Source organism: Devosia psychrophila (genome assembly GCF_000971275.1).
Taxonomy (GTDB): domain Bacteria; phylum Pseudomonadota; class Alphaproteobacteria; order Rhizobiales; family Devosiaceae; genus Devosia; species Devosia psychrophila.
This window is the reverse complement of sequence record NZ_LAPV01000129.1, coordinates 160414-171067: the sequence shown is the minus strand read 5'-3', so window position 1 is coordinate 171067 and position 10654 is coordinate 160414. Positions and strand designations below refer to the sequence as shown.

Here is a 10654-nt window from a genome sequence, read left to right as displayed (position 1 = left end):
TGGGCGGCGTCCCCCGTCGCGGCATCTTCGACAACATGAAGACTGCGGTCGATCGGATCGGCTCCGGCAAAGCCCGGCAGGTCAACGCCCGGTTCGCGGCGATGGCCAGCCATTATCTGTTCGAACCCGAGTTCTGCAATCCGGCATGTCGCTGTCGCCCATCATGATCGGAAGCCCGGTTCGCACGGTTTGACTCGGCCGCACGATGGTCCGTGGCAGGCTGCCAGCCTTTGCAAGCACCTTTTCACAGGCAATCTTGGCCTGGCTGCAGGGCAAGTGAGGATTGACCGCCGGCGTCTGCTCGGTGATCACGAAGTGGCGGGCCGGTTTACAATTGCGTCTGCTTCATGAGGATCGGGCTGTTCCAATACCAGCGCCTGGGACGCACCCGTGACTTTTACGCTTAGATTTTTTGTTCCTCCTCAAAAAACCAAAGCTGAGTTGCCTTAGCTAGTCTCCCCTGCCTGCCGTGCTGTCGCGCACGATCAGTTCGGGATCGATCATGGTCACACGCGGCTTGGGCAGGCCATCTGGCGCAGCTATCAACTGCAGCAGGCGCTCCACCGCCAGCTCGGTCACCATCTCGACTTCGTATTTAACCGATGAGATCGGCGTCGCCGCATGCTCGGCAAACTCGATATTGTCGAAGCCAATGATGGCAACGTCCTTGGGTACGCGCAGATTGTTTTTCTGAGTCCAGCGCAAGGCGCCAATGGCCAGGGAATCGTTGGCTGCAAATACCGCCGTTGGCCGAACCGGCATGCTCATCAGGCGATCCATCGCCCAATATCCTCGAATAACCGAATTGCCGAGCGGATCTGCCAGCAATTCCATGTCGACCAAAATGCCGGCCTCCTGATGCGCCTGAGTATAGCCGTCGCGCTTTTCGAGATTTCCCTTGGCATTGGAGGTGTCGATGATGCCGATCCGACTATGGCCAATATCGATGAGATGACGCACCGCTCGATAGGCGCCTCGCCGTTCATCCACACAGACCGCGTCAATGCCGGCATCTGGGTCCCCCACCAGCAGCACAACGGGGTAACCCGCTTGCCGCAGCCGGCGGATATGGGCCAGTTCGCGGTGACTGCGAGGATAGATCAGCATTCCGTCCACCTGTCGGGAGCGAAACACTTCGATAACGCGCTTTTCCTCTTCGAGGTCATTATTGGAGGTGGCAAAAAGCGTGGAATAGCCACGCGTCGATAATGCCATCTCGATGGCTTGTGCCACCTGTGTCAGGGCCGGATTGGTAATGTCGGTCAACACCAACCCGATGGTCTTGGTCTCGCGGTTAACCAGCGACTTGGCGACATGGTTGGGCAGATAGTTGAGCGCTTCCGCTGCTTCGCGAATGCGCAACGAGGTCTCTTCGGGGATGCGCGGACTTTGTCGCAGTGCCAATGACACCGTATTGACGGAAAAACCGGTCCGGTCCGCGATGTCCTTCAAACGAATGGGGGATTTGCCCATGACTTCAACCTATCCGAAAACCCTGTTAACGGCACAGGCTGCCCAATATGCCGATTCACTCGGCAAGCAAGACCAGATCAAAGTCATGGGCGATAATACAAGCTGGAACCGGCAGCAGACTAGACGCCTTCAGCGTGTAGCCGCTTGATTGCCTGATACTGCAGGCAATCGGGGTGCATCTCCATCAGTTCGATCCGGTTCCCATCCGGATCTTCAAGCCAGGCTTGGCGGTTGCCATCGAGGCCCTTGCTAGGTTCGGACAGCAGCGTGATGCCGGTCGACTTTATGCGCGCCACCGTCGCGTCCAGGTCATCGATCGTCCAGCACATGTGGGTCATGCCATTGGTGTGCCAACTGGCCGGTGCCCGGTCGTTTTCAGCGCCTGGGAAGATCTCGAGATACTGCTCGTCGGTGATGCGCAAATAGACCAGCCACGTTTCGCCGTCGTCGCGCTTGAGCCGCAGCATTTCGGGAAAGCCGAGCTTGTTTACGTAGTAATCGAGCGACTTTTCGAGGTCGATCACGTTAATCGCGACGTGCCCGAGACTGGTAATGCCCTTCATATGATTTTCTCCGGCCGACATTGCGGCATAGCTGATTACTATCTGCCCGCAGGCGCGGGCAGACCGCTCCGATATGTCAACAAGGGTGACCTTGTAGGAACGTTAATATGACAAGCTATCATCTCAATAAACGACCTTGTCAACGGGGCTCGAAAAAGTTCAATCCCAGTCGGGACCCCACTCCGGGTCAATGACTCGCTGGCCGCGATCCACCGTTTCGATGGCGCTGATGTCTTGCTCGGACAACGTCAATTTCGTTGCCAGAAAATTGCTGCAGATGCGCTCGGCTTTGCTGGAGGTTGGAATGGCGATGTAGCCTTTGGCGAACTCGAAGGCCAAGGCCACCTGCTCTGGCGTGGCATCGTGACGTGCGGCGATTTCGGCGATGGCGGGAACGTCACCCAGGATACCGCGGGCAATCGGCAGATAACATGTAACGGAGATTCCTGTGTTTTTACAATAACTTGCTAGATTTTTGTTCTGCATTAACGGGTTGAGTTCGAACTGATTATTAGCGATCGGCAGGTCGCCGAGGATAGTTTGGGCCTCTTTGAGCAGGGCGATAGTAAAGTTGGAAACTCCGACCATGCGAGTCAGGCCCATGGCATGTGCCTCGGCCAGTTGCTCGATATACACCGGCAGCGCGATTGCGTTATTGGGCGATGGCCAATGGATCAGCGTCAGATCCAACTGATCGATCTGCAGGTTATCAAGGCTTTCCCGCAGCGATGGGATCAGAGCGCCCTTGCCAAGGCTGCCGTTAGCAATTTTGGTGGTGAGGAACACATCGTCACGGTCCAGGCCCGAACGCTGCACAGCCTGACCAACTTCTTTTTCGGTTCCGTAGTCTTGGGCGGTGTCGAGATGGCGATAGCCCGTTTCGAGCGCCACCAGAATAGCGGAAATTCCGGCCTCGCCTTTTCGGTCATAGGTGCCGAACCCCATTTTGGGGATATTATCCTGATTTAGCTTCATATTTTGTCCTCCCACGCAGTCACGCATCGCAGTCCACCAGCAGCCAACGGTTAAAACATCCAATCACCAAGCTAAAATCTATTGACGGATGGAACGGCATAAATCAAGTTTAACGATAATACGGCTCGCAAGGGGTCGTCACGACGAAGAGCGGATCAATCCGCCGCGACGTGTAAGGGAGGACGTGCATGACCTTTCGGTGGAGCCGATGGTCACCCCAACTGGCATTGCTGCCGGCTGGACTGGTGACGCTGGTAGCCTTCATTGGTGCCATCCTGTGGACCGTCTATCTGTCGCTGACCCGCAGCCGCCGGCTGCCGGATTACGCTATCGACTGGTCTGAATGGGGCCGGCAGTATCAGCGCCTGTTCAACGACGACGCCTGGCTGATTTCGCTGCAAAACCTGATTGTCTTGGGTCTTGGCAGTGCGCTCGCCATCGTCTTCGGCTTTATTCTCGCCGCCATGATCGACCGCGAGAAGCGCGGGGAGAGCATTTTCCGCACGGTATTTCTTTATCCCCTCGCCATTTCGCTGATCGTGACCGGCGCCGCCTGGCGCTGGATCTTCAATCCCGAACTGGGCGCCGAGCATTTCATCCATTCCATCGGCCTGACCTGGGTCAATGCCAGCTGGCTCGCCCGGCCCGAGACCGCGATGTATGGCGTCATTCTAGCCTCGGTCTGGCAGAGTGCCGGCTTCTATATGGCGCTGATGCTGGCAGGTCTTAAATCCATCAATTCGGAAATCTGGAGCGCCGCGCGGCTCGATGGCGTCGGCCTGTTCAGGCTCTATACCGAAATCATCATCCCGATGATGAAGTTCACTTTCGTCACCTGTGCCATCCTGCTCTCGCTCGGCGTCATCAAGGCCTACGACGTCATCGTCGCCATGACCAATGGTGGTCCCGGCCAGTCAACTTATGTACCGGCCTATTTCACCATCCAGGCGCTGTCGGCCAAGGGTAATCTCGGATTTGCCTCGGCAGCAGCCGTGCTGATGCTGCTGATCACCGCCGTAATTTTCCTGCCGTTGGTGATGTTGACGGCTTGGCAGCAGCAACGCCATGGAGCAGCCAAATGAACGACTTGACCATGGCCCAGAGAGCCCTCGGCGCCGATATCGCCGTCCGCAGCGCACCGTATTTCCCGCGCAAGAAGAAGGCCATTACCGGCCGTTCCGTCGCCGTCATTGTTTTCCTCTCCATCTGCGCCCTGTTCTTCTGCATCCCGCTCTATGTAGTGGTGGTCACCTCGTTCAAAACGATGGACCAGATTCGCGAAGGCACCATGTTCGCGCTGCCCAATATCTGGACGCTGGAGGCTTGGGACCATGCCTGGAACTCGGCCTGTTCGGGCACGCGCTGCGAGGGGCTCAAGGTCGGGTTTTGGAATTCGGTCTTTATCCTTGTTCCCTCGCTGATCCTGTCGATCGGGCTGTCCATCGTCACCGGCTATGCGCTGGCGCTGTGGAACGTCAAATGGGCCGGGCCATTCCTGTTCATCCTCTTCATCTGCGCCTTCGTGCCGTTCCAGATCATCATGTTCCCGCTGATCTCGATGACCGCCACGCTCAAGGTCTATGGCAGCATCTGGGGCGTGGCGATTATCCATGCGGTGCTGGCCATGCCGGTGCTGACGCTGATCTTCCGGAATTACTACAAGGATATTCCGCAGGAGATCATGAGCGCTGCCGTCATGGATAGCGGATCGTTCTGGAAGATCTTCTTCGAGATCGTCCTGCCCATGAGCGGCAATATCCTGATCGTGGTGCTGATCCTGCAAATCACCTCTATCTGGAACGATTACCTGATCGGCGTGACCTTTGGCGGCATGGGCGCCCAGCCAATGACGGTGAACCTGGCCAACCTCATCACCATTTCGACCGGCACGGTCCGCTACAACGACAACATGGCCGCGGCCCTGCTTACCGCCATTCCACCCCTCGTCATCTATTTCTTCGTCGGCAAGCTCTTCGTCCAGGGCATTACCGCCGGCGCCATCAAGGGTTGATCGATATGCCACGCGTCAGCTTTGAGCACATCACCAAGAACTACGGCTTGATGAAGGTCCTCGATGACCTCAACCTCAGCATAGACGACGGCGACTTTCTCGTCCTGCTCGGCCCCTCCGGTTGCGGCAAGACCACGCTGCTCAACCTTTTGGCTGGCCTGCTCGACGTCACCGACGGCCGCATCATGATCGGCGAGCGCGACGTGACCGATCTCGATCCCAAGGATCGCGGCCTCGCCATGGTGTTCCAGTCCTACGCGCTCTATCCGACCAAGACGGTGCACGGAAATCTCAAGTTCGGGCTGTCGGCCAGCAAGCTGCCACGTGACGAGATCGAACAGCGCATCACCTGGGCGGCGAAACTTCTCCAGATCGAGCCGCTGCTGCACCGCAAGCCCGGCCAGCTCTCGGGCGGCCAGCGCCAGCGCGTCGCCATCGGCCGGGCCCTGGTCAAGAATGTCGGCGTGTTCCTGTTCGACGAACCGCTTTCAAATCTCGATGCCAAGCTGCGCACCGAGATGCGGCTCGAAATCAAGAAGCTACATGATCAGCTTAAATCCACCATCGTCTACGTCACCCACGACCAGATCGAAGCCATGACCATGGCCACCAAGATTGCGGTGATGAATGGCGGCGTAATCCAGCAGTTCGGCACCCCCGACGAAATCTACGAACGCCCGGCCAATCTGTTCGTCGCCGGTTTCATCGGCTCGCCGGCCATGAATCTGCGCAAGGCCAGGCTCAGCCTCGCTGGCGCCAAGGTCGAGGCAGTGTTCGGCTCAGGCGTTCGCTTCGACGTGTCCGATTATCCGTTCATCACGCCGCCGCAAGAGGGCGCCGAAGTCATCGCCGGATTGCGACCGGAACACTTCGTGCTCACGGCCAATGGTCCGTTCGCCGCCACCTTCACCGTGCCGGTGCAATACGCCGAGCGCACCGGCCCCGATGCCAGCGCCTATTTCACCTTCGAAAACGATCTGCTTGCCCTGCGCGTCGAGCCTGACGCCGCAGCGAAGCTGACGCCCGGGCAATCCATGACCGTCAGCTATCTCAAGGGCAAGGCCAACCTATTCGACGCCCGTACCGGGCAGAGAATGTAAGAACAACAAGGGAGAGAGAACGATGTCTACCAAAAGACTTGCCGGCTTGGTCGCCGGCCTGTTGCTCAGCACCGCCTCGTTTGGTGCCATGGCGACCGATCTGGTCATCTACCACAGCTGGTCTGCGCCGCCTGAAATTGCAGCCCTCAACGTTATCAAGGCCGGCCTTGAAGCGAAGGGCCATACCTGGACCGACATCGCCATCCCGCATGATACCGGCTCCAACGTCAACCTGATGAGCCTGATCACCGGCGGTCAACCACCCAACGTCTTCATGGAATCCAATCCCGGCGTCTATCGCGACATTGCCGGCATGGGACTTGGATTTCCGCTGACGCAGTGGTTCAACGAACAGGGCATCGTCGACAAGCTCCCTGCAGCCGTCGCTGCCTCAATCTCGGTCGATGGCGAAATCGTCAAGGTGCCGCAGGCGCTCCATATCGACGGCATGGTCTATTACAACATGGAAGTCGCCAAGGCGGCCGGAGTGGATCCCACGGCCTGGACATCTGTCGATGCGATGTTCGCCGATTTCCAGAAAATCCGCGACGCCGGCTATGCCCCGCTTGCAGTCGGCAGCCAGCCATTTCAGGTCGGCTACCTGACCCATGCGCTGGTCGCGGCCGTCGCCGGCCCCGACATCTACAAACGGATCTACGGCGAGGAAGTCGATCCCACGGCGCTCGATGATCCAGCTTTTGCCAAGACCCTCGAAACACTGCGCCTGTTTGCCAATGAGGCGGGTCCCGAGGCGCAGAACCGCCCCTGGAACGAGACCACCAACGAGGTCATCACCGGCAAGGCGCTGATGCAAATTCATGGTGACTGGATGAAGGGCGAATGGCTTGGCGCCAAAAAGGTCGCCGGCACCGATTTCGGCTGTATCGAAATCCCCGGTGCGCAGGCCGTCGTCGTCACGGTCGACGCCTGGGGCCTGCTCGGCGGCACTGCCGATGACGTCAAGACAGCTGAACTCGACTTCGCCGCCGAAGTGCTCGATCCGGGTGAACAAGCCAAGTTCGCTGCAGCCAAGGGCTCGACCCCGGTCCGCTTGGACGCGCCGGCCGAAAGCCTGGATGCCTGCTCGACTAAGGTGCTTTCCATTCTCGAAGACCCCGCTCAGCAGGTGCAGAACCCGCACAATACTGCCGACGCCGATTGGCAGGATTCGATCTGGAATGTGGTTTTCAACTTCTGGAGCGATCCCAACATGAGCGTCGAAGACGCCATCGCCCAGATGCATGAAAATTACGACACCATCCTGGGCTGATTACGAGTCCCTCCCTGGGCCGGCGACTCGTCTGGGCCGCCGGCCTCCCTCACAGCAAAGGACCGAAAAAATGGACAAGCGCCTGCTTGATGAAGACGAAGTGATGCAGATCTGCTTTGTCACCGACGACGTCGTCAAATCCGCCGAGTGGTTTTCCGACCTGACCGGCAAGCCGATGCCGACCGAAGGCCGGGCTGCCGAACCTGAAGAAGCCAAGGCGATCTACAATGGCCAGCCGGCTGACGTGGGCTGCCGCATCATGATGTTCAAGTTCGGCAATATCGATGTCGAGTTTTTGCAGCCTGGCCCGGAAAAAAGCGCCTGGCGCGACCTGCTCGAACAAAAGGGCCCCGGCTGCCACCACATCGCCTTCCGCACCCGAAACCTCACCAAGCGCGATGCCTATCTCGAATCCAAGGGCCACAAGCTGCTGCAACGCGGCGAATTCGACGGCAGCCACGGCCGCTATGCCTATTACGACACGGTCAAGGACCTCGGCGTGATGGTGGAACTGCTCGAGTTCGACAAGGACAAGGAAGCCCAGCCTTAAAAGACGTCCGAATTCACAGGCCTGATCATGACTTACCCCGTCGCCTACCAGCTCTACTCCTCACGCAATTTCCCGCCGCTGGCAGCGCAATTGCCAGTGCTCAAGGCGATGGGCTACGACGCCATCGAGCCATGGTTGCCGGCTTACGAGGCTAATCCAAAACTGTTCCGGCGCCAGCTAGATGACGCTGGCCTGGCTTGTTATGGTTTTCATATGCCGCTGGCCGGGCTGGTGCAGGAGCCGAACCGCTTCATCGACATTGCCCTGACCCTGGGCGCCAAGGTGATGATACCGCCCTATGTCACGGCAGAGGAGCGCAGCAATACATCCGACTATTGGCAAGAACTGGGACGCAAGCTGGGGCAAGGCGCGGCGTTGGCAGCCCCGCACGGGCTCAAGGTCGCGTGGCATAACCACGACTTCGAATATGTCCCGCTGCCCGATGGTACCCGGCCCATCGACCATATCTTCGAGGCTGGCGGTCCGGATGTGTGGTTCGAAATCGACTGCGGCTGGATCACCCGGGCTTGTGCCGACCCGGCCGCTGAACTGCAGCGCTACGCCGAACGCATCATTGCCATCCAGACCAAGGACACGGCGCCCAAAGGCACCACGGTCGACGATGGCTGGACCGCGACCGGCGACGGCATCATCGACTGGTCCGCCCTGGTGCCGCTGTTCCACCGGACCAAGGCTGATCACATCGTGACCGAACACGACAATCCCGGCGACTGGCAGCGTTTTGCACAGCGCTCGATCGACCACCTCAAGGCCTTGGGGGTCTAGTCATGATGACGCCGAGCCTGGCCGATCTCGAACGTGAACAGGAGCGGCTGCAACTGACGGGCTTCGACTATGCGACAGCGTGGGCCCTAGGGCTCAGGATGCAGCTCGAGGCGAGTGCGCGTTCATTGCCGGTCGCCATCGAAGTCAGCCACGTCAATACCGTGGTGTTTTTCGCCCTGCTGCCAGGCGCCACGCCGGACAATCCGGATTGGACGCGGCGAAAGCGGGCCGTTGCGCTTCGTTTCCATCGCAGCTCGCTCTACATGCGCCTGCAATGCGAGCAGCATGGCTGGAACTTCCATGACCGCTTTCGCCTGCCCGGCGCCGACTTCGCGGCCAGCGGCGGGGCCGTGCCCATAGTGGTGCGGGGTGTCGGGGTCGTTGGAGCAGCCGCGGTGAGTGGCTTGCCCGATGTTGAGGACCACGATCTCGTGGTCAGCGCCATCGAGAGCCTGATGTTGCCTGACCCGGGAGTGAAATAGGATGACGACCAGCAAAACCGAGCAATTCTGGTCCAAGCCGAATGGTATGATCCCGAACAGCCGCTATCCGCTGCTGGTGCACCGCCTGGCCATTCCGGCGGGAGGCGAAGAGCGTGTCGTCTCGCGGTTTCGGGAAAATGGCTGGCTGAACAACTGGCACTACCCTGGCGTCTATACCTACCGGCATTTCCACTCCACTACCCATGAGTGTCTTGGGGTTGCTCGGGGCTGGATGGATGTGGAAATCTTTGGTGGTGGCGGCCCTATCCTGCGCGTCAGTACCGGGGACATTATCGTGATGCCGGCCGGTGTGTCGCACATGATGGTCGGTCACTCCGATGACGTCAGTATGGCCGGCGGGTATCCCGAGGGCCGCGACTGGGACAACATGCGCCATGACCACCTGACCGAAGACCTGCGCCGCGATGCCGTCAAACGCATCATGATGCTCCCAATTCCAGCCCGTGATCCCGCAACCGGAACTGCTATGAAGCACTGGCTAGATGCACCGTCTTCGGTTGACGCCGATCTAAATGCCTTCCGGGATGGCCTGGAAGTCAGTGCGGCAACGGTTAGTAACGGTAGTCCGCATTCTAATTAGCTAAGGCAAGACGCCGGCCATAACGCCGAGCACACTAGCAGCCCGGTCCCTAATGGCAGCTTTGAGGGGATGAATCTGGCGAGATGAATGTCTGAAACGGGGTGGGGTGGATTGCAGACAGTCAGCTTTTCGCCATCGGCGAGCCAAATCGGACATAGCCGGCTCAACAATGTTCTGCTTTCAGACCCGAGATTGGCGTTTCGGGGTCCGCTTGGCCGGCATCTAGCCCACACCTGGCCTAGACCGGGTCAAGCCCATCCCTGAAATCGTTCAGTCCCGCATCGACCGATGATGGTGCGTCGATCCATTCGCGCATGACCTGCCCGGTGACAGGATCGCGGGCTGGGATTGGCAGCATCATGATCCGCTTGGCGGCGTCGCGGCGCAGCGCTTCATTGATGTGGTCCTCGCGCATGGTGTCCCAGTCGCGTCCTTCGGGGTAGCCGCCGACCACCATGATGTCTTCGGATTGATCGACCATGCTATGCGACACGCCGGCCGGCAGGACGATGACATCGCCCGCTGAAACCTTGTGGCGCGTGCCGCCGTGGCCGAATAATTCCACGTCCATCCAGCCTATCGCGACGCCGAGGCACTCATGGCTTGTCGAGTGGAAATGGCGATAGGTGTAGATGCCGGGATAGCGCCAGTTATTGAGCCAGCCGTTGGACTGGAACCGCTCCATCACTGCTGTCTCGCCGCCGCCTGCAATACCGCCGCGATGGATCAATAGTGGAAACCGGCTGTTTGGCAGCATGCCATTGGGCTTGGACCAGAGCTGCTCGGGCGTTGTAGTGCTCATCGGTTTCCTCCTGTGCCAAAAAGAAGGGCGCCCCGTGAGGG

Annotated in this window: 12 protein-coding genes and 2 pseudogenes; 9 read left to right on the top strand and 5 right to left on the bottom strand. The window is 59.1% G+C overall.

Annotated elements, in window-relative coordinates:
• Positions 1–146 (top strand): annotated as a pseudogene (locus tag WH91_RS26150) (IS21 family transposase); the annotation flags it as partial.
• On the opposite strand, the pseudogene WH91_RS25430 reads toward WH91_RS26150, so the two are convergent.
• The 4 genes and pseudogenes from WH91_RS25430 to WH91_RS13055 all read right to left on the bottom strand — a co-directional run.
• Positions 145–330 (bottom strand): annotated as a pseudogene (locus WH91_RS25430) (RNA-binding protein); the annotation flags it as partial. The pseudogenes WH91_RS26150 and WH91_RS25430 overlap by 2 nt on opposite strands.
• Positions 331–450: 120 nt before the next feature.
• Positions 451–1473 carry a LacI family DNA-binding transcriptional regulator gene (locus WH91_RS13065; protein ID WP_046171437.1) on the bottom strand — a complete coding sequence of 341 codons (1023 nt, stop codon included), beginning with the start codon at positions 1471–1473 and terminating at the stop codon, positions 451–453.
• Positions 1474–1592: 119 nt separating this feature from the next.
• On the bottom strand, positions 1593–2036 hold the full coding sequence (locus WH91_RS13060; RefSeq protein WP_046171436.1) for a VOC family protein: 444 nt from the start codon (positions 2034–2036) through the stop codon (positions 1593–1595).
• A gap of 159 nt (positions 2037–2195) precedes the next feature.
• Positions 2196–3011, bottom strand: coding sequence for an aldo/keto reductase (locus WH91_RS13055; RefSeq protein WP_046171435.1), 816 nt, complete (start codon positions 3009–3011; stop codon positions 2196–2198).
• A 188-nt stretch (positions 3012–3199) separates the two neighbouring features.
• On the opposite strand from WH91_RS13055, the gene WH91_RS13050 reads away from it, so the two are divergent.
• The 8 genes from WH91_RS13050 (at position 3200) to WH91_RS13015 (ending at position 9811) form a co-directional block, all read left to right on the top strand.
• The gene (locus WH91_RS13050; RefSeq protein ID WP_046171434.1) at positions 3200–4093 is read left to right on the top strand and encodes a carbohydrate ABC transporter permease; all 894 of its coding nucleotides are present in this window, start codon (positions 3200–3202) and stop codon (positions 4091–4093) included.
• Entirely contained in the window at positions 4090–5022 is a 933-nt protein-coding gene (locus WH91_RS13045; protein ID WP_046171433.1) for a carbohydrate ABC transporter permease, read from the top strand. The genes WH91_RS13050 and WH91_RS13045 overlap by 4 nt, the downstream gene beginning before the upstream one ends.
• A gap of 5 nt (positions 5023–5027) precedes the next feature.
• Positions 5028–6122, top strand: a complete 1095-nt coding sequence (locus WH91_RS13040; RefSeq protein ID WP_046171460.1) for an ABC transporter ATP-binding protein — start codon at positions 5028–5030, stop codon at positions 6120–6122.
• A 22-nt stretch (positions 6123–6144) separates the two neighbouring features.
• On the top strand, positions 6145–7392 hold the full coding sequence (locus tag WH91_RS13035) for an ABC transporter substrate-binding protein (RefSeq protein ID WP_046171432.1): 1248 nt from the start codon (positions 6145–6147) through the stop codon (positions 7390–7392).
• Positions 7393–7462: 70 nt separating this feature from the next.
• Complete coding sequence (locus tag WH91_RS13030) at positions 7463–7942, top strand: VOC family protein (protein ID WP_046171431.1); 480 nt, start codon at positions 7463–7465, stop codon at positions 7940–7942.
• A gap of 27 nt (positions 7943–7969) precedes the next feature.
• Positions 7970–8728, top strand: coding sequence for a sugar phosphate isomerase/epimerase family protein (locus WH91_RS13025; protein WP_046171430.1), 759 nt, complete (start codon positions 7970–7972; stop codon positions 8726–8728).
• 2 nt (positions 8729–8730) lie between these two features.
• Positions 8731–9210: a heme-degrading domain-containing protein gene (locus tag WH91_RS13020; RefSeq protein WP_046171429.1), complete on the top strand. Its 480-nt coding sequence runs from the start codon at positions 8731–8733 to the stop codon at positions 9208–9210.
• 1 nt (position 9211) lies between these two features.
• Entirely contained in the window at positions 9212–9811 is a 600-nt protein-coding gene (locus tag WH91_RS13015; protein ID WP_046171428.1) for a hypothetical protein, read from the top strand.
• Between the two features lie 238 nt (positions 9812–10049).
• Here WH91_RS13015 and WH91_RS13010 read toward each other — a convergent pair whose 3' ends face one another.
• Entirely contained in the window at positions 10050–10613 is a 564-nt protein-coding gene (locus WH91_RS13010) for a cupin domain-containing protein (RefSeq protein WP_046171427.1), read from the bottom strand.
• Positions 10614–10654 lie beyond the last annotated feature (41 nt).

Coding starts and splice junctions, on each gene's coding strand:
- WH91_RS13065 (WP_046171437.1), bottom strand. CDS start 1,473: ATGGGCAAATCCCCCATTCGTTTGAAGGACATCGCGGACCGGACCGGT.
- WH91_RS13060 (WP_046171436.1), bottom strand. CDS start 2,036: ATGAAGGGCATTACCAGTCTCGGGCACGTCGCGATTAACGTGATCGAC.
- WH91_RS13055 (WP_046171435.1), bottom strand. CDS start 3,011: ATGAAGCTAAATCAGGATAATATCCCCAAAATGGGGTTCGGCACCTAT.
- WH91_RS13050 (WP_046171434.1), top strand. CDS start 3,200: ATGACCTTTCGGTGGAGCCGATGGTCACCCCAACTGGCATTGCTGCCG.
- WH91_RS13045 (WP_046171433.1), top strand. CDS start 4,090: ATGAACGACTTGACCATGGCCCAGAGAGCCCTCGGCGCCGATATCGCC.
- WH91_RS13040 (WP_046171460.1), top strand. CDS start 5,028: ATGCCACGCGTCAGCTTTGAGCACATCACCAAGAACTACGGCTTGATG.
- WH91_RS13035 (WP_046171432.1), top strand. CDS start 6,145: ATGTCTACCAAAAGACTTGCCGGCTTGGTCGCCGGCCTGTTGCTCAGC.
- WH91_RS13030 (WP_046171431.1), top strand. CDS start 7,463: ATGGACAAGCGCCTGCTTGATGAAGACGAAGTGATGCAGATCTGCTTT.
- WH91_RS13025 (WP_046171430.1), top strand. CDS start 7,970: ATGACTTACCCCGTCGCCTACCAGCTCTACTCCTCACGCAATTTCCCG.
- WH91_RS13020 (WP_046171429.1), top strand. CDS start 8,731: ATGATGACGCCGAGCCTGGCCGATCTCGAACGTGAACAGGAGCGGCTG.
- WH91_RS13015 (WP_046171428.1), top strand. CDS start 9,212: ATGACGACCAGCAAAACCGAGCAATTCTGGTCCAAGCCGAATGGTATG.
- WH91_RS13010 (WP_046171427.1), bottom strand. CDS start 10,613: ATGAGCACTACAACGCCCGAGCAGCTCTGGTCCAAGCCCAATGGCATG.